Source organism: Rothia amarae (genome assembly GCF_042677725.1).
In the GTDB taxonomy this organism is placed as follows: Bacteria; Actinomycetota; Actinomycetes; order Actinomycetales; family Micrococcaceae; genus Rothia; species Rothia amarae.
Map to the genome: position 1 here is coordinate 33,748 of NZ_JBHUCN010000014.1, position 24,368 is coordinate 58,115.

23 protein-coding genes and 2 tRNA genes are annotated in these 24,368 nt (G+C 51.8%); 19 read left to right on the plus strand and 6 right to left on the minus strand.

The genetic code is table 11. The features are described from left to right. Window positions 1-15 precede the first annotated feature (15 nt). Complete coding sequence (locus ACFR81_RS09115) at window positions 16-900, plus strand: SDR family oxidoreductase (protein ID WP_145174756.1); 885 nt, start codon at window positions 16-18, stop codon at window positions 898-900. A gap of 6 nt (window positions 901-906) precedes the next feature. Here ACFR81_RS09115 and ACFR81_RS09120 read toward each other — a convergent pair whose 3' ends face one another. Both ACFR81_RS09120 and ACFR81_RS09125 read right to left on the minus strand, forming a co-directional pair. Further along, entirely contained in the window at window positions 907-1,239 is a 333-nt protein-coding gene (locus tag ACFR81_RS09120; RefSeq protein WP_068167877.1) for an MGMT family protein, read from the minus strand. A gap of 349 nt (window positions 1,240-1,588) precedes the next feature. Then, window positions 1,589-2,134 (minus strand): hypothetical protein, encoded by a 546-nt coding sequence (locus tag ACFR81_RS09125; RefSeq protein WP_343875720.1) that lies wholly within the window; start codon window positions 2,132-2,134, stop codon window positions 1,589-1,591. An 84-nt stretch (window positions 2,135-2,218) separates the two neighbouring features. On the opposite strand from ACFR81_RS09125, the gene dusB reads away from it, so the two are divergent. From dusB to ACFR81_RS09165, 8 genes are all read left to right on the plus strand, one after another. Further along, the gene (gene dusB, locus ACFR81_RS09130; RefSeq protein ID WP_145174766.1) at window positions 2,219-3,487 is read left to right on the plus strand and encodes a tRNA dihydrouridine synthase DusB; all 1,269 of its coding nucleotides are present in this window, start codon (window positions 2,219-2,221) and stop codon (window positions 3,485-3,487) included. A gap of 97 nt (window positions 3,488-3,584) precedes the next feature. After that, window positions 3,585-4,910 carry a deoxyguanosinetriphosphate triphosphohydrolase gene (locus ACFR81_RS09135; protein WP_377148848.1) on the plus strand — a complete coding sequence of 442 codons (1,326 nt, stop codon included), beginning with the start codon at window positions 3,585-3,587 and terminating at the stop codon, window positions 4,908-4,910. Window positions 4,911-4,921: 11 nt separating this feature from the next. Next, entirely contained in the window at window positions 4,922-5,128 is a 207-nt protein-coding gene (locus ACFR81_RS09140) for a hypothetical protein (protein WP_145174772.1), read from the plus strand. 69 nt (window positions 5,129-5,197) lie between these two features. Beyond that, window positions 5,198-7,096 (plus strand): DNA primase, encoded by a 1,899-nt coding sequence (dnaG, locus tag ACFR81_RS09145; RefSeq protein ID WP_343875717.1) that lies wholly within the window; start codon window positions 5,198-5,200, stop codon window positions 7,094-7,096. Window positions 7,097-7,199: 103 nt separating this feature from the next. After that, window positions 7,200-7,272 (plus strand) — tRNA-Asn (locus tag ACFR81_RS09150). A 158-nt stretch (window positions 7,273-7,430) separates the two neighbouring features. Further along, complete coding sequence (locus ACFR81_RS09155) at window positions 7,431-8,363, plus strand: phage holin family protein (RefSeq protein WP_083147076.1); 933 nt, start codon at window positions 7,431-7,433, stop codon at window positions 8,361-8,363. A 202-nt stretch (window positions 8,364-8,565) separates the two neighbouring features. Continuing rightward, window positions 8,566-9,777, plus strand: a complete 1,212-nt coding sequence (locus tag ACFR81_RS09160; RefSeq protein ID WP_145174778.1) for a glycosyltransferase — start codon at window positions 8,566-8,568, stop codon at window positions 9,775-9,777. Between the two features lie 85 nt (window positions 9,778-9,862). Then, window positions 9,863-9,936, plus strand: a tRNA-Ile gene (locus ACFR81_RS09165). Window positions 9,937-10,122: 186 nt separating this feature from the next. Here the strand turns inward: ACFR81_RS09165 and ACFR81_RS09170 are convergent. Beyond that, the gene (locus ACFR81_RS09170) at window positions 10,123-10,680 is read right to left on the minus strand and encodes a M23 family metallopeptidase (protein ID WP_145174781.1); all 558 of its coding nucleotides are present in this window, start codon (window positions 10,678-10,680) and stop codon (window positions 10,123-10,125) included. A 583-nt stretch (window positions 10,681-11,263) separates the two neighbouring features. Here ACFR81_RS09170 and rpsB point away from each other — a divergent pair. The 10 genes from rpsB to dxr all read left to right on the plus strand — a co-directional run bounded on the left by rpsB (window position 11,264) and on the right by dxr (window position 20,742). Further along, the gene (gene rpsB / locus ACFR81_RS09175; RefSeq protein WP_068167890.1) at window positions 11,264-12,094 is read left to right on the plus strand and encodes a 30S ribosomal protein S2; all 831 of its coding nucleotides are present in this window, start codon (window positions 11,264-11,266) and stop codon (window positions 12,092-12,094) included. A 120-nt stretch (window positions 12,095-12,214) separates the two neighbouring features. Further along, on the plus strand, window positions 12,215-13,045 hold the full coding sequence (gene tsf / locus ACFR81_RS09180) for a translation elongation factor Ts (RefSeq protein ID WP_068167893.1): 831 nt from the start codon (window positions 12,215-12,217) through the stop codon (window positions 13,043-13,045). Window positions 13,046-13,237: 192 nt separating this feature from the next. Continuing rightward, entirely contained in the window at window positions 13,238-13,981 is a 744-nt protein-coding gene (gene pyrH, locus ACFR81_RS09185; RefSeq protein ID WP_145174784.1) for a UMP kinase, read from the plus strand. A 90-nt stretch (window positions 13,982-14,071) separates the two neighbouring features. Further along, entirely contained in the window at window positions 14,072-14,689 is a 618-nt protein-coding gene (locus ACFR81_RS09190; RefSeq protein ID WP_068167898.1) for a maltokinase N-terminal cap-like domain-containing protein, read from the plus strand. 114 nt (window positions 14,690-14,803) lie between these two features. Then, entirely contained in the window at window positions 14,804-15,361 is a 558-nt protein-coding gene (frr, locus tag ACFR81_RS09195) for a ribosome recycling factor (RefSeq protein WP_145174787.1), read from the plus strand. Window positions 15,362-15,364: 3 nt separating this feature from the next. Beyond that, on the plus strand, window positions 15,365-16,213 hold the full coding sequence (locus tag ACFR81_RS09200) for a phosphatidate cytidylyltransferase (RefSeq protein WP_068167900.1): 849 nt from the start codon (window positions 15,365-15,367) through the stop codon (window positions 16,211-16,213). A gap of 90 nt (window positions 16,214-16,303) precedes the next feature. Next, a complete protein-coding gene (locus ACFR81_RS09205; protein WP_343875710.1) occupies window positions 16,304-16,894 on the plus strand; it encodes a DivIVA domain-containing protein in 591 nt (196 codons plus the stop codon). A gap of 250 nt (window positions 16,895-17,144) precedes the next feature. Continuing rightward, window positions 17,145-17,408: a GlsB/YeaQ/YmgE family stress response membrane protein gene (locus tag ACFR81_RS09210; RefSeq protein ID WP_145174794.1), complete on the plus strand. Its 264-nt coding sequence runs from the start codon at window positions 17,145-17,147 to the stop codon at window positions 17,406-17,408. Window positions 17,409-17,535: 127 nt separating this feature from the next. Next, window positions 17,536-19,353: an ABC transporter ATP-binding protein gene (locus tag ACFR81_RS09215; RefSeq protein WP_068167903.1), complete on the plus strand. Its 1,818-nt coding sequence runs from the start codon at window positions 17,536-17,538 to the stop codon at window positions 19,351-19,353. An 84-nt stretch (window positions 19,354-19,437) separates the two neighbouring features. Then, complete coding sequence (dxr, locus tag ACFR81_RS09220; RefSeq protein ID WP_343875707.1) at window positions 19,438-20,742, plus strand: 1-deoxy-D-xylulose-5-phosphate reductoisomerase; 1,305 nt, start codon at window positions 19,438-19,440, stop codon at window positions 20,740-20,742. Between the two features lie 120 nt (window positions 20,743-20,862). Here the strand turns inward: dxr and pflA are convergent, their stop codons facing one another. From pflA to ACFR81_RS09235, 3 genes are all read right to left on the minus strand, one after another. Beyond that, window positions 20,863-21,747, minus strand: a complete 885-nt coding sequence (pflA, locus tag ACFR81_RS09225; protein ID WP_145174803.1) for a pyruvate formate-lyase-activating protein — start codon at window positions 21,745-21,747, stop codon at window positions 20,863-20,865. 28 nt (window positions 21,748-21,775) lie between these two features. Beyond that, window positions 21,776-22,030 (minus strand): autonomous glycyl radical cofactor GrcA2, encoded by a 255-nt coding sequence (gene grcA2 / locus ACFR81_RS09230; protein ID WP_068167909.1) that lies wholly within the window; start codon window positions 22,028-22,030, stop codon window positions 21,776-21,778. Window positions 22,031-22,104: 74 nt separating this feature from the next. Further along, the gene (locus tag ACFR81_RS09235) at window positions 22,105-24,225 is read right to left on the minus strand and encodes a pyruvate formate lyase family protein (RefSeq protein WP_068167911.1); all 2,121 of its coding nucleotides are present in this window, start codon (window positions 24,223-24,225) and stop codon (window positions 22,105-22,107) included. Between the last annotated feature and the right edge of the window lie 143 nt (window positions 24,226-24,368).

Sequence of the window (24,368 nt, forward strand, 5' to 3'; positions counted from 1 at the left end):
TCGGAGGATAATCCCATGTCAGAGCTCATTGATCCCCGCAAGAAATTTCCCGTTATTTCTCCCCCCGAGCAGAGCCAGCCTAATCCCGGTCTAGATATCGAGATGACTCCTCTGGCAGATATCGGCGAAGAAAGCTACAAAGGCAACGGTCGGTTGAAGGGTCGTAAGGCGCTTATTACCGGTGGCGATTCTGGTCTCGGCGCGGCGGTTGCTATCGCTTATGCACGTGAAGGCGCAGATGTGGCGATATCCTACCTGCCTGAGGAGCAGCCTGACGCCGATCGCGTCATCAAAGCTATTGAGGACGCTGGTCAGAAAGCTCTCGCTCTTCCCGGCGATCTCATGGATTTGGAACAGTGCAAGAAAATCGTTGAAGAAACTGTTAAAGCCTTTGGTGGCTTGGACATTTTGGTCAACAACGCTAGCCGTCAGATTTGGCATGACGGGCTTGAAGAAATCTCAGACGAGGACTTCGACAAGACCATGAAGTCTAATATCTACTCTTCATTCCGCGTGACCAAAGCTGCAGTAACACATATGAAACCTGGCTCTTCAATCATTTTCACTTCTTCGATTCAGGCATATGAGCCTTCGGAGACTTTGCTGGACTACGCGCTCACTAAGGCTGCAATGAACAACTTCTCTAAGGGGCTAGCTCAGGACTTGACGCCTAAAGGCATACGTGTGAACGCTGTTGCACCCGGACCATTCTGGACTCCATTGCAGCCTAGCCACGGTCAGCCGACGGAGAAGCTCACTCAGTTCGGTCAGGACACTCCCGTGGGTCGCGCAGGTCAGCCTGTTGAGATTGCGGGCGCTTACGTGTTCCTGGCGTCGGATGAAGCTTCGTATGTATCCGGTGAGACCCTTGGTCTAACCGGCGGTCGTCCCACCCCGTAAGCGGTTTTACTCTAAGTTTTGAGTAGCTGTTTCCCAGTGGCGCACCAGCTCAGCATAGTCTGCGCGGTGCGCCGCTAGTTTAATCCCGGTGTGTTTATCATTGCGGGTTATATTTTCTTCTTGCCAGTGGGGGAGAGCCTGGTTGAAATGCCCGGCGATTTCGCCTTGGGCATTGCAGACGCGCCACCAGGGTACGTTGGTTCCCCACTTTGCCATGAGGTTTCCGACGACGCGCGGTGATTCGCCAGTAATTTTGCCAAGATCCCCATAGGTAGCCATTTTGCCGGCAGGTATACATTCTGCTGCGCGTAGAACCTTTTCAATGCGAAGATCGTCCATCGGTTAAATCACGTCCTTTGCTTTGCGGTTCTTCTGGCTGTCGCTTTCAGAATAAAGGGCTCGAAGCATGATTAAAAAGACTATTGACCAGATAATGCACTGCGAACCACTATCAAATAAAAGAGTTCCCATACTAATTCCCAAGGAACCTGCGTAGGTAACTAGCCATGGTTTCCACTGGATTCGTTGAGAATCTGAGCGAAAATCATAAAGTACGAAAAAACTGGCCACTGCGAAGCAGAGGGCACCTATTACTCCAATGAGCCAGTGTTCTGAAAGGAGCGAGAGCACCAGTCCGTATACAACCCATACGGCGATGGTCCAGTATTTCTCGGAGGATTTGTTGGTATTACCAGGGGAGTTCTGCTGAGTCGTCAAGGAAAATCACCCATCCTGTAATTTGTTGGCGTATGTTGAAAAGTATCTGGCCTACTGGTTCGCCCCATTGGTGGCGAAGCCGATAGGTATAAACAAAAGTTGTCCCGTTGTGCTCAATCCGCGAATTGCTGATTTCTATAAAATCTCCGCATGCCTCCTTTGTTTGATGCCAGATGCTGAGAATCTTTCGTTGGGAAAGTTGCCGGGCTGTCATATAAGTCATCAAAGAATGCAGTGTTGAAATATCCTCACGGTCTAACGCGGTAAAAAATGAGTCGGTAATTTGCTCGATTTCTTTTGTGATTGAATCCAGCGATTTGTCCGTAAGTTTGAGAGAAGCCTGCTGAAACCTTTGAGAGGCAGCTTGCTTGGAAACCCCCATCGCATCGCCGATTTGTTGCCAGGTGACACCCGATTGGCGAGCTCGCCTCACCGCCTCCTCTAATTGAGCAGATGCATCTAACACTTGTTGGTGGGCGTTTGTAATACTGTCTAGTTCTGAAGGGTATTTCTTCATTGGTTCTCATCAAGGGCTATTTATTTGTGACGTGTCAAGAGTTCTTGATATTTCACATCTTTTCATGGCATATGTGATTTGTCAATGAATCTTTACTTTTGGCGTAATTGTTGCTGTGACCCACCCCTACCTGCCGGACAGTGCGGATTATGCAAGAATTGCAGGGTGACTCAAACAAGTGAAACCCCTCAAACTAAGACGAAGAAACTTCAGTTACCCCCGTTGCGACTGGGCAAGCATACGGTAGAAACGCCTGTTATTCTTGCGCCCATGGCTGGCGTAACCAATAAGGCTTTTCGCCGTCTCTGCCGCGAATACGGCGGCGGACTGTATGTTACAGAGATGGTGACCGCGCGTTCGCTGGTGGAGCGCCGTCCTGAGTCACTGCGCATCATTGAGCACGACGATGACGAGAAGATTCGCTCCATTCAGATTTACGGTGTAGACGCCGTCAACGTGGGCAAAGCCGTGCGCATGGTGGTAGAAGAAGACCGCGCCGACCATATCGACCTCAACTTTGGTTGCCCTGTTCCTAAAGTCACCAAGTTAGGTGGCGGATCGGCTCTTCCCTGGAAGACCGATTTGTTCACCGCCATCGTGGAGAATGCGGTGAAAGAGGCAGCACGCAATGATATTCCGGTCACCGTCAAAATGCGTAAAGGCATCGACGATAACCATCTAACGTTCTTGGATTCAGCAAAGATTGCCCGCGATGCAGGTGTAGCTGCCATCGCTTTGCACGGTCGAACCATGGAACAGCACTACTCGGGTCAGGCTGATTGGGACGCTATCGCCGATTTGCGCGAAGCTATTCCCGATGTGCCCGTGCTGGGTAACGGTGATATTTTTAGTGCCGAAGACGCGATTGCCATGGTCGAGCAGACTGGCATCGACGGAGTAGTCGTCGGACGAGGCTGTCAAGGTCGCCCCTGGCTCTTTGGTGATTTGCAGAATGCATTTGAAGGCTCGGAAGCTCGCTTCAAGCCCGGTGTGAGTGAAGTAGCCGACATGATTTACCGCCATGCTGAACTGTTGGTGGAAACCTTTGGCGATGAGCTCAAGGGGTTACGCGAGATCCGCAAGCATGTTGCGTGGTACTTCCACGGCTACCCGGTGGGTGGCCAGCTGCGCCAGAAAATGGCAACTGTGCCCGATTTGGCAACTTTTCGTGAGTATCTCTCCGAGCTCGATCACTCAATCGGCTACCCCGGGGAAGCGGTTGAAGGCCCGCGAGGACGTGCAGGTAATCCCAAGAAACCCCATCTGCCCAACGGATGGCTCGATTCGCGAATTCTGGGTGATGCCGAGCGGCTCGGTCTGGTGGATGCGGAACTAGACGTATCGGGCGGCTAAAACTTCTCTTTCAAGGGCGCCTGCTGACTAAGCAGGCGCCCATTGTCATGCCCCGTAGAATAAAAGCATGAGCAAAATCATTGATCCTCAAGACGGCATGGTGCTGGGCGAAGAAGTAGCCAATACTCCCGGCTATTCGGATCAGGATGCCGCGAGATGGGTTCCCGAACACCATCGCAATATTTATCGCTCGGCTTTTGAACGCGACCGTGCGCGGGTTCTTCATTCCAGTGCATTACGCCGCTTGGGTGCGAAGACGCAGGTGATGGACCCTGATACGGATGATTTTGTGCGCACCCGACTGACTCACTCGCTTGAGGTTGCTCAAATCGGCCGCGAGGTAGGGCGCATGCTGGGGTGCGACCCCGACGTCGTCGATACTGCCTGCCTGTCCCACGATTTGGGTCACCCGCCTTTTGGGCATAATGGAGAAACCGCACTGAATAATCTCGCGCGAGAGGCCGGGGGATTTGAAGGTAATGCACAGACCTTGCGCCTGTTGGCTCGACTCGAACCTAAAGTTATTCGCCACGATGGCGGTTCGGCAGGGCTCAATCTCACCCGTGCCACACTCGATGCCACCTGCAAATATCCGTGGCGTATTGAAGACGCTCCCGAGAGAGCTGACGGCAGGCCCAACCGTAAATTCGGGGTCTATGCCGATGATATGCCCGTTTTCGACTGGTTCAGACGCGGTGCTCGCGAAGCCGGTGTGGCACCGCAGCAAAAATGCATGGAAGCTATGGTCATGGATTTGGCGGATGATATTTCCTATTCGGTCCACGATGTTGAAGATGCTGTTTTTGGCGGTCACGTTCAGCTAGAAGTTCTCAAAGATACTGCTAACCGGCAGAGACTGTTTGAGAAAACCAGGCAGTGGTATCTACCCGCGGTGGAGGATGAAAGATTAGATGCCGCCCTGATGCGTCTGGAGTCTTTGGAACGGTGGGTTCCCTATATGAGCGGTACCCGGGCGTCGATGGCAGCGTTCAAAGCGCTCACCTCAAAACTGATTGGTCGTTTCGCTGCGACGTCGATGGAAGCCACCCGGCAACAGTACGGAGTCGATAGACCTCTCACCCGCTACTCCGCGCAACTCATTGTGCCTGAAGAAACCGAACACGAAATTGCTCTGATGAAGGGCATCGCCACCACCTTCGTTATGACGGTACGCGACGCTCAACCTCACTATGAAAATCAGCAAGAAATCCTGGGGGTACTGGTAGAAGCTCTGCTGGAAAACCCCGACTATATGGATTCGGTCTTTCGCGCGGATATGCGCGAATTGGGTCAAAATGATGACACAGCTAAACTGCGTTTAGTAGTCGATCAGGTGGCATCCCTCACCGATCGCTCTGCCGTGGCGCTATACCGCCGTATTACCGGTAACCACTGGGTTCTGGGCGATAAACCACTGTGGTAGAAAGGAACCCCATGCGATCAAAAAATTCGGTCAAACAAATCATTATTGTCTCCATCGCAAGTCTCTGCGTGGGGCTGATGATTGGTTCACTCATTGGGTCATGGGTGTGGGGGCTGGCGGCTTTCGCTATTGTGCTCTGCATAGGGTTATCCCCGGCTGATTTTGGGCTAGGGCGAAAGAATCCCAAACCTCCGCTTGAGGACGACGACGAACTGTAGGTCACATCAGCCCCACGCCCTCAGCTGACTCTCTTCACGCGCAGAAGCAATGCTGGCTATCATGTGTAGGTGGCTGGTTTGATTCGACGTGAAGATATAGATGAGGTTCGTTCCCGTACCGATATCCGCGAAATAGTTGAGGGTTATGTAACCCTCAAATCTGCAGGTATTGGTTCGTTCAAAGGGTTATGCCCTTTTCATGATGAGCGGAGCCCCTCCTTTCACGTACGCCCGCAGATGGGTACCTATCACTGCTTTGGCTGTGGTGAATCTGGTGACGTCATCTCTTTCGTTATGCAAATGGATCATACTTCCTTTACGGAGACAGTAGAGAAGCTGGCCGCCCGCATTAGCTACGAACTCCACTACGAGCAGGGCAGCGGCATCAGTAAGGAAGAAGTGGGGCGCCGCCAGCGCCTGTTAGACGCTCATAAAGTAGCAGCCGAATTCTTCCAAAAAAATCTTTACACCCCCGCCGCTCAAGAAGCCCAAAAATTTCTGGGTGGGAGAGGATTTGATCCGCGTTCAACTCAGCAGTTTGGCGTGGGCTATGCCCCGCGCGGCTGGGATAACCTCCTGAAATACATGCGCGCTAAAGGTTTCACCGAGGAAGAGCTCGAGGCCACCGGCATGTTCTCCCGGGGCAATCGAGGGCTTTATGATCGTTTCCGCGGTCGCCTCATGTGGCCCATTCGCGGTATCGCAGGGGAGACCATCGGCTTTGGCGCTCGCAAACTTTTTGAGGACGACCAAGGCCCAAAATATCTCAACACCCCAGAGACTCAGCTCTATAAGAAATCTCAGGTGCTGTACGGCCTCGATCTCGCAAAACGAAATATTGCTAAGAAACGCCAAATCGTGGTGGTCGAGGGGTATACCGACGTTATGGCTGCGCACCTTGCAGGTGTTGATACAGCTGTAGCAACTTGTGGAACCGCTTTTGGCAGCGGACATATCAAGGTAGTCCGCAGACTCATTAGCGACGACGGCACCGGCGGCGAAATTATCTTTACCTTTGACGGCGACGCCGCAGGGCAGAAAGCTGCCCTTTCGGCTTTTCAGGACGACCAGAAATTCGTTGCTCAAACCTTTGTGGCCGTTGCAAAAGACGGCATGGATCCCTGCGATTTACGCCTGAACCGTGGCGACGGCGCCGTGCGTTCGCTGATTGCCTCTCGCCGTCCGCTCTTTGAGTTCGCCCTTAAAGCTACCCTCAAAAACTACGACATGAACACGCTCGAAGGGCGGATTCGCGGTATGAGAGCGGTGGCTCCTATCCTTGCTGGGATTAAGGATCGTACGCTTCGCCCTGCCTATATCCGCGAGGTGTCGGGCTGGCTGGGCATCGAAACCGATGAAGTTCTACGCGCCGTTAACTATGCCCAGGAAAACCCTCAGCAGAGCCACCGGGATAAAGCTAAGGCAGAGCAGGAAGCGAAAGATGCCGTCGAGCAGGCTCGTGCAGAGCAAGAAGCTAACCCGTTTGAGATACCTGACATGCGCGATCCCGTAGCGCGGATGGAACGGGAAGCTCTCGAAGTGGTTGTCCAGGTGCCGCACTATCTTTCCAATGCCCAGTGGCAAGAACTTGCTAAGGTTCAATACCGCTACCGCATGCACTCGGGAATTGCTGAGGGCATTATTGGTGCAGCTGCAGAGGTTGTTCCTGCCCCCGGCACCCACTGGGTTAACAGCGTACGTTCGCAGGCCCCCGAACCGGTTCATGCTCTACTTGCCGAACTCACAGTCTCACCGATTCCTGCGCGAACCGAAGAACAGCTGGCGCGCTATGTGCACGACATCTTAAATAGGCTCTTTGAACAGCAAATCAATCGCCAAAAATCCAACCTGTTGATGAATCTCCAAAGATTAGACCCGACAGCCGACGCCGAAGAATTCCAAGATATCCAGCGCTCCCTCCTGGAATTAGAACTTCGACGGCGTAGCATCATGGAGGGGCAGGACTAATCTGGTGCAAGTGAGGGAGGTCACCCTCGCTCAATTTGCACGGTTCTATAAACCTGTGTAGAGTTATTACTCGTTGCGGCGAACAAAAGCCCTAACAAAATATTCCTCCGTAGCTCAATTGGCAGAGCATTCGACTGTTAATCGAAGGGTTACTGGTTCGAGTCCAGTCGGGGGAGCATTTATAAAAACCCACCAGTTCTTGCTGGTGGGTTTTTGATTTTAAACAATAAACTTGCCGAAACGAACTATTTTCAGGTAATGACCAGGCGCTACACCGTATAAACTAAAGGGCTGATACACTAAAACCAAAGTAAACTTAGTTTAGAGGTAGGGTATGACCGAGAAAATCGTAACAGTCAACCCCGACAGCGCACGCGCAGAAAGCGTCCGCGTTGAAGGTGTTCGCACTGATGCAGCAAAAGGCCCCCGTGTACGCACAGCCTTTGCAAATCTCAAGGAAAGCGCAAGCCGTTCTATCGATGCCACTAAGGTTATCGGTCGTCTAGCGCCCAAACAGATTAAAGACGAGATTCAGATTGCAAAATTTGAACTCAAAGATAAAGGCATTGGCGTAGGTAAGGGCGCAGCGGTTGCCGCTGTTGGTCTTTTCTTCGCTCTCTGCATGCTCATTGCATTGGTGAGCGCAGCTATTCTAGGCCTGGCAGAGATTATGCCCGGCTGGCTCGCAGCACTCATTCTCGCAGCAGTGTTCTTGATTCTCACCGCAATTTTTGTTCTCATCGGCATCGGCATGATCAAGAAGCAACTTCCGTTCAAGCCCGAATCCGCAATCTTCGGTGTTCTCTACGACTTGGGTGTTCTCAAAGATGGCTCCGCCATGAATTCCTCACGTTTGAAGCGTGAACAGGAAGAAAAGGCGAAGGCAAAGCAGGAAGAGAAGGAAGCCAAGAAGGCTGCTGAAAAGGAAGAAGCTGAGAAGGAAGGCGGGCAGGCTCCTGCCGCTAACGAAGACCAGCTCAAGCAGCGAACCAACCAGCGCCGTGAACACCTCAAGACTCTTCGCGATGACCTAGACCTACAGGTTAACAGCGTGAAGTCCGAAGGTACCAACCTGGTTGCTGGCTCCAAGGCTAATGTTCAGAACGCTCCCGGCGAGGCAAAAGTAAAGTTCGCATCTCACGGTCGTCAGTTCACCCAGAATGCAACTGACCCTGAAGCCCTCAAAGCCCGCTGGGGTTCATTCGCAGCTCTTGCAGCATCTGTCAGCGCGTTCTTTGTATTCCTCGGAAAACTTATCAAGCGCTAAAGACTCTAAGAGCACATAAAAGATGAACGTCTCGTACCGAAAGGTACGGGGCGTTTTTCTGTAACCGCACAGGTGTGCGCCGTCGTCCGGACGCCTATATTTTCCCCCTTAATACAGCATCCTCGTGGCAAGCTTCAATCTGAACATGGCACAATTGAAAAAGAGCTTTCAATCCTCAAGACGTGAATAGGTGCAAACACAGATGACCACTGGCCTCCTGACCATCATGATTGGCGCCGATACTTACCCACCAGATATTAACGGTGCTGCTCAATTCGGACATCGGTTGGCGGTAGCTATGAAGGATCGAGGGCATCAAGTTCATGTGGTAGCTGCTAACCCCGATGAGGCGAAGAGCGAGAAACGACTGGTAGACGGCATCACAGAGCATCGTCTAGTATCTCACCACGCACCTACCCACCCCTACATCCGTATTTGTACGCCCTGGGGTATATGGCGTGAAGTAGGTCAGATTCTCGACGACGTAAAGCCCGACGTCGTGCACGTTCAGTGCCACTATATTGTGGGGCGTGTTCTGGTGCTACAGGCTAAACGGCGAGGTATTCGCATTATTGCAACCAACCACTTTATGCCGGAGAACCTTGACCCATTTCTACCTTTTCCCCAGTGGTTCAATGATGCTTTTGCACGTTTCAGCTGGGGGGATATGCGCCGTATTTTGGAGCGTGCCCAGATCGTAACGACCCCGACTCCCATCGCGGCTAAAGCGATGAAAGAATCGGGACATTTCAAGAAACCAGTTATTCCAATTTCCAATGGGATTGAATTGGCTGATTACGAGCCAAATCCTGATGAAGTCATTTCTAAAAATCCAGAAGAAATGCGGATATTCTTCGCTGGACGCCTGGCGATTGAGAAAAACATCGATGTACTGATTGAAGCGTTTTCGCAGTTACCATCGCGTCTCAACCACGTGATGTTAGAAATCGCGGGCACTGGAGAAATCTTAGAAACTCTGCAGAAGAAGGCGCAGGAATGCGGAGTCGAAGACCGTGTTCGATTCTTGGGATACGTCAGCGATGAAGAGCTACGCGAAGGCTATCTGAGAGCAAATGTATTCTGTCAGCCAGGTACTGCTGAATTGCAATCTTTAGTGACGCTGGAGGCTATGAGTGCTTCGCGCCCGTTGGTGCTCGCTAATGCGCTCGCGCTACCTCACTTGGTAGAAGAGGGAAAAAACGGTTTTCTGTTTGAACCAGGTAATTCTTCCGATCTTGCTGAGAAACTAGGCTTTATTCTGGAACTCCCTCAAGCTGAACGGAAAGCGATGGGCGCTTATAGCCACGAAATGGTGAAAAAGCACGCGGCGAAGAAGACATGGGACATGTTCGAATCTCTTTATACGTCCAGCCAGAAGTACTATGAATTCGTAGCGAGCCAGCACAAAAACTAAAGGTAGTTCCACGAAGGCACGCAAACAATTTTAGAATTTTTGATTATCTCAGGTAATCTATAAGAGTTGTTTATAGAAACAGCGGGGGGCTTTAGCTCAGCTGGTTAGAGCAGGGGACTCATAATCCCTTGGTCGCGGGTTCAAGTCCCGCAGGCCCTACAGAGGTTAGCTCGTGGGAAGCTACCATGTGATAAGTCGTTCCGGTCGGTATGAATCCGACTGGGACGACTTTTTTCTTGCCCTAGTCATCTCCGCGGTGATAAGTGACTGACCGTCTACGCTCGTTTTGACCAGGTATATCTGGTCAAAACGAGCTACGCCGGTCACATCGCCCCTCTCAGCTTGCTACGCCGCAAAGTCTTCACCAATCGGTAGCAGGACGCTTGGATCTTCTACCCCTAAAAAGAGCAAAGGGTTGAGGTATTCGGCGGATTTGCCGGTGCCTTCTCGAACGCCCCAATGGATACATAGCTGGGAGCAGTGAGAAATCGCCGGATCTATCTCGGCGATTTTCTCTCCCGCCTTTACAGCTGTGCCCACTTTTAACGGTTGAGCGACGGGTTCGAAGCTTGAACGACGTCCGTCCTCATGTTCAATCGTTATCACTGTGCGGTCTACTACTTTGCCGGCAAACACGACTTTTCCCGCAGCGGGGGAGCGAACCGTTGCGTCGTCTGCCGCTAAATCCACCCCGCGATGCCCGGAGTTCCATTTTTGAGCAGGCTTGTCAAAGTTGCGCAGAACTTGCGCACCCTGATGGGTAGGCCATTGCCAGCGTGGATATTCGCTAGAAATCGCAGGAGATAGAGCAAGCGCATGTGTAAATAGCAGCACGACGAACCAGCAGATGAGTACCGTGCGTAGATGAAGAACTGCTCTGAAAGAGTTACATAACCGGGGCATTTGAAGTCCTTGAGAAATATGTTCGGTCGTCTCTTAGCTCATCAGAAAATCTCACCCCAAAATACGTTTTACAAAAATTGTGGATATCTTTGCCCTAAATACACCGATTTTTTGATTATCCACAAGCTTCAGTACGCAAAGTTAAGAACGAAGCGGTGATCTAACGCCGTGTAACCTACTTTTCGAGCCCGGTTTAAGCGGACGCAGTGACCTCCACAATCGGGACAAATACTGTATAGTTGAACATTGCAGTTTGCTCTGTGCGGGTTATCCGTGCTCGAAATCATTTCTGTGATCAGAGAAGAGTAAAAAATACCGATTACATACGGTATTTATCAGAGGGGAAACCATCTGATCTGACAACGCGAAATACAAAGCTAATCGAACTCGCTTGTGAGTGAAGAGAGAAGCGAAGGGACTTTCGGTCCGGCATCAGCCGGTGAAGGCCTGAGAGGATCTGCTGATAAGCAGAGAATCTGAGTATTTCCAGGACGAGCTAAAGCTCAACATGTAACCGATAACTACTATGCGCGTGTACGGCTAGCCTTGAATAAGGGGTCGGCACGGCTACAAAGGAGACGACATGCCCGTCGTAACTATGCGTCAGCTTCTTGATTCCGGTGTTCACTTTGGTCACCAGACCCGCCGCTGGAACCCCAAGATGAAGCGTTTCATTTTCACCGAGCGCAATGGTATCTACATCATTGACTTGCAGCAGTCATTGGCTTTCATTGACCAGGCATACGAAGCTGTAAAGTCAACCGTTGCTCACGGTGGCACCGTACTTTTCGTTGGTACCAAGAAGCAGGCTCAGGAAGCTATTGCTGAACAGGCTACCCGCGTTAACATGCCTTACGTTAACCACCGCTGGCTCGGTGGTATGCTCACTAACTTCGAGACCGTTTCCAAGCGAATCGATCGTATGAAGGAACTTGAGCAGATTGACTTTGACGACGTAGCAGGCTCACAGTTCACCAAGAAGGAACTGCTGCTTCTTCGCCGCGAGCACGAAAAGCTGGAGAAGACCCTCGGCGGTATCCGCGATCTGAAGAAGGCACCTTCATTGGTGTGGATCGTTGACACCAAGAAGGAACACCTTGCAGTTGACGAAGCTCAGAAGCTCAACATCCCCGTTGTCGCTATCCTCGACACCAACTGTGACCCCGATGAGGTTTCATTCCCCATCCCCGGTAACGACGACGCTATCCGCTCGGTCAACCTGCTGACCCGCGTTATCGCAGATGCTGTTGCAGAAGGTCTCTTGGAGCGCAACAACAAGAAGTCCGGTAAGGGCTCCGCTGAAGAGCCTATGGCTGAATGGGAGCGCGAGCTCCTCGAACAGCACGAATCAGCTAAGACTGAGAAATCAGCTCAGACCGAAGAAGCTGCTTCAACCGAAGCTTCAGCAGAATAATTATGCTGTGTAGGACGGTGCCCGCCCACTTAGGTGGGCGCCGTCTTCTTTTCACATTGTCCCGGGCGTAAAATACTGGGCAGATAAGAACTTTGAACTAAAACAATCAAGGAGTTCACTATGGCGAACTACACCGCAGCAGACATCAAGGCTCTGCGCGAAAAGACCGGTGCTGGCATGCTCGACGTTAAGAAGGCTCTTGACGAGGCTAACGGCGACCAGCAGAAGGCACAGGAAATCATTCGCGTGAAGGGCCTCAAGGGCATCACCAAGCGTGAAGGCCGTGCAGCAGCTGAGGGTCTTGTAGCAGCACGCGTTGAAAACGGCGTTGGCTACATGGTTGAGGTTAACTCAGAAACTGACTTCGTTGCTAAGTCTGACCCCTTCATCGAATTCGGTAACAACGTTCTTGAAGCAGCTATTGCGTCAGGCGCTTCCACCGTTGAAGAACTCAATGCAGCTTCTATCAACGGCAAGACCGTTGAAGAACTGACCACCGACGCTGGCGCACTGCTGGGCGAAAAGGTTGTTGTTCGTCGCGTTGCACGCGTTGAGGGCGAGACCGTAGCTGTTTACCTGCACAAGACCTCCAAGGATCTTCCTGCGCAGGTTGGCGTTTTGCTCGCTGTTGACGGCGAAGGCAAGGACGACGTTGCTCACGACGTAGCAGTTCACATTGCTGCAATGTCACCCAAGTACCTGAACTCTGAGGCTATTCCCGCAGCAGATGTCGATGCTGAAAAGCGTGTTGCTGAGGAAACCGCAGCAGCTGAGGGCAAGCCTGAGCAGATCATTCCTAAGATCGTTGAAGGCAAGCTGAAGGCTTTCTACAAGGAGAACACCCTTCTTGATCAGGACTTCGCTAAGGACTCCTCAAAGTCTGTAGCTAAGGTTCTGGAAGAGAGCGGTGCTACCGCAACCGCTTTCGAGCGTTTCCGCGTGGGTGCATAAGTTCTTTTTGAATCCTTAGGTGAGTCCTCAGGTTAGTTCGAACTAGCCTGAAAGTGCAGTGTGATTTGTGCACAGATTCGCCGATTACAAAGGAGAGTGCCGGTTCCGGTGCTCTCCTTTGTCGTATGCTGTTCTAGAGGGTGCCCTGGAGGCACAAAATAATACGAATATACCGATATGAGAGGTTCCTCGATGACTGATGCACCTACCCCCGCTATCCATCGCGATGATACAGGACGACGTCGCGTCCTCCTGAAGCTTTCGGGCGAGGTTTTTGGCGGTGGCCAAGTCGGTATTTCAACTGAGGTCATCCGCGGAGTAGCGGAACAGATTGCTGCAACCGTGGGCCAGGTTGAGACTTCTATTGTGATTGGTGGAGGTAACTTCTTCCGCGGTGCTGAGCTGTCCCAAGCTGGTATGGACCGTTCACGTGCTGACTACATGGGAATGCTGGGTACCGTGATGAACTCGTTGGCTCTGCAGGATTTCTTGGAGCAGGCGGGGATTGACACGCGTGTGCAGTCGGCAATTACTATGCCGCAGGTTGCTGAGACCTACATCCCCCGTCGCGCTATTCGCCATATGCAGAAAGACCGCGTGGTTATTTTCGGTGCAGGCGCAGGGCTACCCTATTTCTCCACTGATACTGTGGCAGCGCAGCGTGCGTTGGAAATTCAGGCAGATGAAGTTCTGGTAGCGAAGAATGGCGTAGACGGCATTTACACTGCGGATCCCAATAAGGATCCTGATGCGGAACGTCTTTACCACCTGACCTACGATGAGGCGTTGCAGCGCAATATCCGTGTTATGGATCAGACTGCGTTCTCCCTGTGCAAAGACAACAACGTGGCAATGCGTGTGTTTGGTATGCAGGGCGATGGTAACGTTACCCGCGCCATTTTGGGTGAAGAGATGGGCACGCTCGTCACCGCCTAAGTTGTGGCTCTCAATCTGGGTTCCTCGCTGCTGCAAAAAATATTTGTAGCGGAGGGACCCTTTTTGTTTTTGAGGAAAGGAAAAAATACTATGCGAAAAATTGCAAAGATTTATAAGACACAGTTGAACCCGACCAAAACGCACATAGTGAATCGGTTGATAGGTACCGGCGATCTCTACGCAAGTTGGAGGCTTCTTGATCGTGAGGGAGAAGTGGGGATTGAGAGCTTAGTATGCCTTGCTGCGGCGGGGGAGCTGTATCAGATTCCCTTGACCTACCGTGCTCGTAAAATTTCAGATGATACAACTCTTTTGACTCTGGAGCATGGCGTGCTAGGGTGCCGGTGGGTGAGCCCTATGACCAAAGACCGGGTTGCAATAGGAGAACTGCTCGATACTGTTCTGGGGCAAGAACAGGGTGCCCTGCCATCGCAACGGGAGGTTCACGTCCTTGATGTACGAGGCGAAGGCAATCATCGATTTGGGCAGTGGAATCTCAATACGGTTCAAATAAATGCATCCACCCTGTACACGTGTACCGGCAGCATAGAGATTGATGGCATCAGAAGAAACTTTGTAGTGGACTTTCCCGAAAAGTTGCAGGACGCCGCAACCTATGTGCCCGCCCCCGGAGAATTACTACTGGTGGGTGAGTGGGAAGAGAACCCTGCTCAAGAATATGTAGTAGCCACCGTACGGTTCCCATAATTTCTAGGAGTAACTGGATTTTTCCAATTCAGCACACATTCACTAAATCCACTAGACTGGAAAGAGCTATACGTTTAGCGTCTTGAGCGCTACATCTACTAAAGGAGATCACAGGTGATTGAAGAAACTCTCGCTGATGCAGGCACCAAGATGGACAAAGCCATTGTTGCGCTGCAGAACGAATACGCTAATGTACGCACGGGGCGAGCTAACCCCTCACTCTTTGCATCCATCACTGTAGAGTACTACGGCACTCCTACTCCTATGCAGCAGCTGGCTTCTTTCCAGACTCCCGAGGCTCGCACTATCTTGATTACTCCTTATGACAAGTCTGCGTTGAAGGATATTGAAGACGCACTGCGCAACTCTGACTTGGGCGCTAACCCTGCCAATGACGGTAACGTTATCCGCGTTGTCATGCCAGAGATGACCGAAGAGCGCCGTCGTGATTACATCAAGCTCGTCGGAAATAAGACTGAAGAAGCACGTGTATCCGTTCGTAACATCCGTCGTACTGCAAAGACCGCCATCGAAAAGGCTGTCAAGGACGGCGAAATTGGCGAAGACGAAGGTTCACGCGGTGAAAAGGAACTCGATGCGTTGACGAAGAAGCACGTTGATTCCATCGACGAGCTCTACAAGCGCAAGGAAGCTGAGCTTCTCGAGGTTTAATCGATGAGCCAGCTCACTGAAACGAAACCCGAACCTAAGAAGTCGCGGGCAGGGCGTAACCTGCCCGCTGCTATTGGGGTCGGTGTTGTGCTTGGCTCGCTGTTAATTATTGGCCTATTCTTTATTCCCTGGCTCTTGGTCAGCTTGGCTGCTGCGGCAGCAGGCGTGGGTACCTGGGAAATCGTGAACGGCATTAATCAGAAGCGCGGCATGGGGATTCCTCTAGTACCGGCTGTTGTGATTGCTCTGGTGCTACCTTTCATTGCTTATGTGGGGGGCGGTCAGTGGCTGATTTTCGCCGTCGTTGCCTCGATTCTTTGCCTGATTGCTTTCCGTCTTTTTGGTTCAAAAGACGGCATGATTATGTCGGTCATGGGGTCAATCTTTGCGATTGCATGGGTTCCTTTCATGCTGGCACTGGCTATGCTTCTTTTCCGAGAAGAAGGTGGCTCGGGCAAGATTTTTATGATTCTGATTATGGCAATCGGTAATGACACCTGGGGCTATATCGCAGGGGTTCTGTGGGGCAAGCATCCTATGGCTCCTAAGATTTCACCCAAGAAAACCTGGGAGGGATTCGCCGGTTCCATGGTGGGTTCCATCATCGTGGGCATCATTGCTTCGATGTTCATTGATGAGCCCTGGTGGTTCGGCGTAGTGCTAGCAGTATTTCTGGTGATTACGGCAACCACAGGAGACCTTGCTGAATCTATGGTGAAACGCGAAATCGGAATTAAAGATATGTCCAATATTTTGCCCGGTCATGGTGGGGTAATGGATCGCTTGGATTCCATTGTTTTTTGCCTCGCCATTGGCTATGTGTTGTTCGCTCTTTTTGCCCTGATTGCCTAATCGCTTCATTGAATTGTTCGGTCTTCGTGGCATGATGGGTGCGGTAGTTCTCTACCGCACCCATTTATTTTTAATACATTTGGAGGGCTAGTGAAGCACCGACAGACTTCAAGTATCGGCGAATTTATTGTGGTGGATGAACACCAGCAGGGGTATTCGCGCACTGAAGTTGATGCGTACTTCGCGGGGTTAGCGGATGACTTTGAGCTACTACGGAAGGGCATTCCAGATAGCCGTGTTCAAAGCTCCGCTGATATTCGCCAGCAGACCTTTGACTCTGAGCAGGGCGGGTATTCACCTTCCGACGTCGATCATGCGCTCGATCGAGTGGAAGATCGATTTGCCGAATTTGAGCGTCGTCTGTTTATCGAAAAACACGGACGAATCGCATGGGAGCATGCCGTTGAAGAAACGGCAGAGTTGGTGATGGGGCGCCTCAATCGAACAGAAGGGCATCGTTTCCGCCGTCCATCTCATAAGCTCACCAAAGGGTATTTTGTGAAGGACGTCGACGCATTGTGCAATCGGCTGCGTGACCATTTTCGTTCGGCAGAAGAACTCTCACCGGCTGTTATTCGCAATGCTGTGTTTTCTAGTGCAACGGGGGATATGTGCTATGAAGAAACTCAGGTGGACGCTTTCTTAGATAGGTGCATTTCTCTCATGCTCGATTTGCGCTAGTCGTTGTTTGATGATGCCCCTTTTCGCGGTTGTGTGAAAAGGGGCATCTTCATCAGATGTCAGTTATCCCAGAATGTTAAAACGATGCGTGACGACGTTGAAAATGAAGACTTTCCCTGTAACTCAGATTACTTACTAATTTGTCTGCATAACGCATGTTTTCCTGAAAAGTATGTGTATGCTAATACAGTTACATTAATAAGTAGGCGAACTAATAACGATGTTTGTCTCTGCAGAAAGGAAGAACATCTTGGGTATTCTTAGCTGGATTATTCTCGGTCTGATTGCTGGCGCGCTAGCAAAACTCATCATGCCCGGTAAGCAGGGTGGCGGTATTCTCGCGACTATGGTTCTCGGTATCATTGGTGCATTCCTTGGCGGTTTGATTGGTAACTTCATCCCCGGTCTGTCCAACGGCATCAACCACATCGGCATTGGAACTATCATCACCTCCATCATCGGTGCTTTAATCGTTCTCTTCATCTGGGGCAAGTTGGTTGCTAACAAGCGCTAAGCTTCCTCTCAGCTGAGAGATTCCCCTCACCTCTAAGGTGGGGGGAATTTTTTGTCTCTGCATTTACTTATCCAACTACACTCAAATCAAACGATTCACACTACTTTCACTGACGAGGGCACATCACTTGAGCAGTATTCTCCGCATTCTTCGAGCCACTAAAGAACTCACCCCCTTCTATGTCGGCATTATGCTGTGCGCCATCCTTACCTCAGCGAGCGCGCTGATTGCCCCCTTCGTAATCAAAGGGGCTACCGATACGGTGGTTGCTTATCACAATGGAGACCAGTCACGCGGTCTGAGCGTTATCGTATGGTTTGCCGTGGCTTATCTTGCCTCTCAGTTGCTCAACACTATTTTTAACAACGTGGGCGGCTATTTGGGTGATGTGATGAGCCAACGCATGCGTACCAGCTTGTCGGTGCGTTACTTCGACAAGTTGCTCTCGCTTCCTCTCTCATATTTCGATGAAGAACTTACCGGCACCATCATTTCGCGTTTGAACCGTACTATTACTGAGATTGCTCGGTTCATCCAAATGTTCTCCAATACGATGTCTTCCATGCTGATTACCACCGTGGCTGTGCTTGCCATCAGCGGCTGGTATTACTGGCCGCTTGCCGTCCTGCTGATTATTATCTTCCCCGTGTACCTATGGCTGACCAGCCGCACCAGTGTGAAGTGGCAGGTGTGGGAAACGGAAAAGAACCAGGATATTGACGCGGCGTCGGGCAGGTTCAACGAGGTCATTGGACAGATTCGCGTGGTGAAGTCATTTGGTCAGGAACGCCGCGAGCTTGGCCTGTTTAGCAAGCTGTTTCACCGCACCATTGGTACAACCCAGAAGCAGTCCCGCTACTGGCACCTGATGGATATTTATCGCCTGGCGTTCTTGAATATCATGTTCTTTGTGCTGTACCTGATTATTTTTGTTCGCACTATTCAGGGGTTTTTCTCCATTGGCGACATGGTTTTGCTGATTCAGCTGATGACCATGGCTGTGGCTCCTGTGACTTCTCTGAGTTGGATTGTGGATGCTACGCAGCGCGCCATCGCTGGTTCGCAGGATTACTTCAAGGTGATGGAACATCCGGCAGATCCGCGGTCCCTGGCTATTACTGCGGAAGGTAAACACTCTCAGGAGCCAGAGCCGGTCAAGGCGGCTCCTGGCGAAGAAATCATCCGTTTCCATAACGTCACCTTTGGTTATGAGGGAGAGGAAGATGTTCTGCATGATATCGATTTATCCATCAAGCGCGGAGAAAAGATTGCGTTTGTGAGCGAATCAGGCGGCGGCAAATCAACCCTGATGGCCTTGCTAGAAGGTCTATATGATCCTCGTACCGGTTCAGTAACCGTAGACGGAATGGACATCGTTGGCGGCGACCTTGAAAAGCTACGTTCGCAAATCGGCATGGTGTTCCAGGACGCTTCCTTATTCTCTGGCACTATCGCAGAGAACATTGCCTACGCACGTCCGGGCGCTACCGAAGATGAAATAGAACAAGCAGCCATCAAAGCTAACGCAGATAAATTTATTCGCGGGTTTAAAGATGGCTACCAGTCCGTAATTGGTGAGCGCGGTTTGAAACTCTCCGGAGGACAGAAGCAACGCATCGCCGTAGCGCGAGCTATTCTCAAGGACGCCCCCATCCTGATTCTGGACGAAGCTACCTCAGCACTGGATACCAAGGCAGAACGCGCCGTCCAAAAGGGTCTCGACGAGCTCATGGTAGGGCGAACCTCCCTCATCATTGCTCACCGCCTCTCCACTATCTCGGCAGTTGACCGAATCGTCACCTTGCGCAACGGCAAGATCGAAGAGATCGGCTCACCAACAGAACTAGCACAATCAGGCGGTATCTATTCCGAGCTGCTGAGCCTACAAAACTCATCGACAAAGCAGGACAAGAAACGCCTGCAAAGTTTCGACATCGTGGGCTAACTAGTTGTAGTTTCAACCTGACGAACAGCGTCACCGCTTTCCCGAAAGAGCGGTGGCGCTGTTCTTCTATGAGAAACTAAACGTATGAGATTTGGATCAACACAGCGCCTGAATTCATCCCGCCAAGAACTAACCGAACAGCTCAAAGAGTTTCTCTCCGGTTCGCGCACGGTAACCCTGCTGGGATCTACTGGCTCCATCGGTACACAAGGCCTTGAAGTAATAGAGCACCTCAACTCACTAGCTGGGGTTCCTTCCTTCGATGACGGCGCCCCATTGAGAGTCAAGGCTCTGGCTGCGGGAACATCCTCCTTAGACCTGCTAGCTCAGCAGGCTGTAGCGTTCCGCCCCGAGCTCATAGCAACGTCGGGAACTGCAGAACACGCAGCTCAGCTCAGAGAAGCAATCCAATCTCAAGCAGATTCCTCCTACCGCCCAGAAATCATCTGGGGACAAGACGCTGCAACACGCGCCGCACAAGCAGGCGCCGACGTCGTCCTCAACGGCATCACCGGTTCAATCGGACTGCAGCCCACCCTCGCTGCGCTCGAAGCGCACTCGCAGGTGGCGTTGGCAAATAAGGAATCCCTCATTGCAGGCGGGGCATTGGTCAAAGCAGCGGTAGACGCATCGCCGCTAGAGCAGCCGATGATTCCTGTCGACTCCGAGCACTCAGCTCTTGCCCAGGCGCTCGCTAGCGGGCACGATGCTGAAGTGGACCGGCTCATTTTGACTGCTTCTGGCGGCCCTTTCCGCGGTATGGGATACGAGCAACTTCGCGAGGTAACCCCCGAACAAGCTCTAGCTCACCCCACCTGGGACATGGGTCTAGTCGTCACCACCAATTCGGCGTCTATGGTCAATAAGGCTTTGGAAGTTCTTGAAGCCCACCATCTCTTTGGCGTTGACCTAGACCGGATTGATGTAACCGTTCACCGTCAGTCCGTAGTGCATTCGATGGTGCAATTTGTAGACGGCTCGACCATCGCCCAGGCAAGCCCGCCCACCATGCTGTTGCCCATCGCGCTGGGTCTTACCTGGCCGCACCGTATATCCGGGGTCGCGCAGCCGTGTGACTGGAGTAAAGCTTCCGAATGGACTTTTGAGCCCCTCGATCACGAGGCCTTTCCTGCGGTGAACATGATTAAAGACGCCGGACGTCGAGGCGGCACCTTCCCCGCCGTCTTTAACGCGGCGAATGAAGAAGCTGTAGCAGCATTTCATGCTGGGAAGATACGTTTTACCGACATCATTGAATCTGTGGGCAAAGTATTGGACGAACACGACCAATCTGAGGCCAAAACCGAAGAAAAAGATTTGACTTTGGACTCAGTTTTGCATGCAGAGCGCTGGGCTCGTATACGTGCGAACGAAATCCTGGCACAATAGAGGAGTATCAAAAACGTGTTGACCGTGGCCGCAGGAATTTTCCTGCGGCCACGGTCTTTTAAGTTGCTGACCCCTGTCAGGATCACTGCTGAGAAGAACAGCGAAACCACTGGATGAAGTTTAGAAAACGGTCAGACCACGCGCACGGAATTGCTCACGCACTCGTTCGGTCTCCTCTTTGGTAGGAGGGGAGACATCTTCGAGTTTGTAATCCAACCCCAAAGACTTCCACTTGTCGGTACCCATCTGGTGGAAGGGCAGAACCTCTACGCGTGAAACAGCGGTGCGCCATCTGCTGACGATATCGGCGACCTTCTCCACGTTCTCTACCGAGTCGGTGTATCCGGGGACCACAACGAACCGAATCCAGATTTCTTTGCCGAGCGCGGTGAGACGATCACCAAAATCGATGGTAGGTTGCAACGCTCTGCCGGTGAGGGCACGGTAGATTTTTTCATCTCCCGATTTGACGTCGAGCAACACCAAATCAACAGACTCTAAAAAGTCATCTGTTGCCGCAGCCCCCAAAAAACCGGAGGTATCGATACAGGTATGAATGCCCATCGACTTAGCACTCATGAGCAAGTTCCACGCAAAAGCGCGTTGCATGAGTACTTCACCACCGGAGATAGTCAGACCGCCGCCGGTAGAGCGGAAAACCTTTTTATACCTCTTGAGCTTCTTGATGAGTTCGGAAGCTTCAATGGGTTGCCCGTCTTTCATATTGAAAGTATCGGGGTTGTGGCAGTAGAGGCAGCGTAAGGGGCATCCGTTCATGAACACCGTCATACGTGTTCCGGGGCCATCTACCGCCGTCACCAGTTCCCAGGAGTGCACAGAACCCAGCTTGCCCGCGCGCATCAGAGCGAGTTGCTGGCTACGTTCAAATTCTGTTTGCTCTCCCAGACCCCAGGTTCCTGCCCCTGCATGGCGAGACGCCGGGGGAGCAAAATCTTGCTCTCCCAGCGTCGACCCGGTTTCTAATGTAACCGTTGTTGAAGACATAAAGTCCTATCCCAAAGATGTGAAAGTTCTATGCGCCTGCGTGGAAAGTACGGGAGAGAACGTCCATCTGCTGCTCGCGGGTCAGGCGCACAAAGTTTACTGCGTAGCCTGAAACGCGAACGGTGAGGTTGGGGTAGTTCTCGGGGTTTTCCATTGCATCTTCTAGAGTTTCACGATTCAAAACATTGATGTTCGCGTGGTACAGGCCCTTCTGGCCTGCAGGCTTTGCCTCGCGGTTAGCCTTCATTGATGCAAGACGCTCTTCAAAAGTTTTTACTGCCATGATGTTCTCCTTGATGAATTGTGTTGAAAGGGTGGTGGTAGGACGCGCGCGGTTCGGCGTCCTACCGGGGTTGATTAGTCTTCTTCGGGCAAGAATCCAGCGTCGAGAATACCGACGAGGTTCTTGACCTGATCGTCTTTGGTGCGACCCAGCGCGGTAGGCGTGATGGTGTTGGTTAGCGAGATGCCATCGAGGGCGTCCTGGTAATCCAGTTTGCCGACGGAAAGCATTGAGGCAACCATCCCGTGGGTGTCCATGCCGTTCTCGGGGTTTGCACCGGGGGAGAAGGGCGTGCCTGCGCGGTGACCGGAGGGGAAGTTACCCGTTGCCTTGCCATAAACCACGTTGGAAGTAATGGTAAGTACGGACTGGGTCGGGATTGCATCGCGGTACATGGGGATCGCTTTGATCTTGCTCATGACCGTGTGAACGATGGTCGCAGCAATATCGTCTGCGCGATCGTCGTCGTTACCGTAGGCGGGGAAGTCACCTTCAGTTTTGTAATCCACAATCAGACCGGTCTCATCGCGAATCGGGGTGACCTTGGCGTACTTGATAGCTGCCAGGGAGTCCGCAACGATGGAGAGACCTGCAATGCCGCAGCCCATGGCGCGAATAATATCTGAATCGTGCAGAGCCATTTCAATAGCTTCGTAGGCGTACTTGTCGTGGCTGTAGTGAATGATGTTCAAAGCCTCAACGTAGGTACCGATTACCCAGTCGAGCATCTCTTCATATTTCTGCCAGACCTCATCGAAATCGAGGGGGCCGTCACCGGAAATAGGATCATGACCTTCAACGATTTGCTTGCCGCTCACTTCGTCGCGGCCACCGTTGATGGCGTACAGCAAAGCCTTCGCAGCGTTGACGCGCGCACCGAAGAACTGCATCTGCTTGCCGACCTTCATCGGAGAAACGCAGCAGGCAATAGCGGCATCGTCGCCCCACTGGTCACGAATCTGCGGATCAGATTCATACTGAATGGATGAGGTCTCAATAGAAATTGATGAGCAGAATTCTTTGTAACCTTCGGGCAACCGCTCGTCCCAGAAAATGGTGATGTTGGGCTCTGGAGCAGGGCCAAGGTTACGCAAGGTCTGCAACAGGCGGAAGGAGGTCTTGGTGACCAGAGTACGACCATCGTCGCTGAACCCACCGTCTGACCAGGTTGCCCAGTAGGGATCGCCGGAGAAGATTTGATCGTAATCAATAGTGCGCAGGAAGCGGGTGATGCGCAGCTTGATAACCAGCGCATCAATGATTTCCTGAGCCTCAGATTCAGTAATCAGACCGGCTTTGAGATCGCGCTCAAAGTAGGCGTCCAAGAAACCCGAGAGGCGACCAATAGACATAGCTGCGCCGTCCTGGGATTTCACGGAGGCGAGGTAACCGAAGTAAGTCCACTGCACAGCTTCTTTGGCGGTCTTTGCAGGACCAGAAATATCAAAGCCGTACTTGGCAGCCATCTTCTTCAAGCGTTTCAGAGCCTTAATCTGCTCTGAGTGCTCTTCACGGTAGCGCGCCCAGTGCTCGGAGAAACCCTGATCGGCTACGCGATCCTTGTCAATTTCCTTTTCAGAAATCAGGAAGTCGACACCATAGAGGGCTACACGGCGGTAGTCTCCGATAATGCGACCGCGACCGTATGCATCGGGCAAACCGGTGATGATGTGAGAGGAACGAGCCGCACGAATGCGAGGAGTGTAGATATCGAACACTGCCTCATTATGGGTCTTGCGGTACTCGGTGAAGATCTTTTTGACATCTTCGTTGGGTTCTTTACCGGCTTCACGGATTGCAGTTTCAACCATGCGCCAGCCGCCGTTAGGCATCATGGCGCGCTTGAGAGGAACATCGGTTTGCAAGCCAACGACGACGTCGTCGTCTTCGCTAATGTAGCCAGCGCCGAAAGCGTCAATCTCAGCGGGAGTTTCGGTATCAACATCGTAGACGCGGCGTTCGCGTTCAACTGAGAGGTACTTCTTCTCTAGAGTGTCCCATACACGCAGGGTCTTGTCGGTGGGACCTGCAAGGAAATCAGCGTTACCTTCAAAGGGAGTGTAGTTGCGCATGATGAAATCGCGGACATCTACATGCTCCTGCCAGGGACCACCAACAAACCCAGCCCAAGCTTCAGTTTTTGGATCGTTCTGATCGGGCTGGATGGTATCTGGACGGTCTACTGTTACGGTCATCTGTTGTGCTCCTATAGAGGTGCTTTTATTCAATAAAATATTGAATGTTCGAATACTCTTACTCTATAAAATTGCTGCGTGAAGGTCAGCCCCGCACCAAGAATGTTAAGAGTCATTTTGAGTAGAAGTAGGGTCAAAAACCG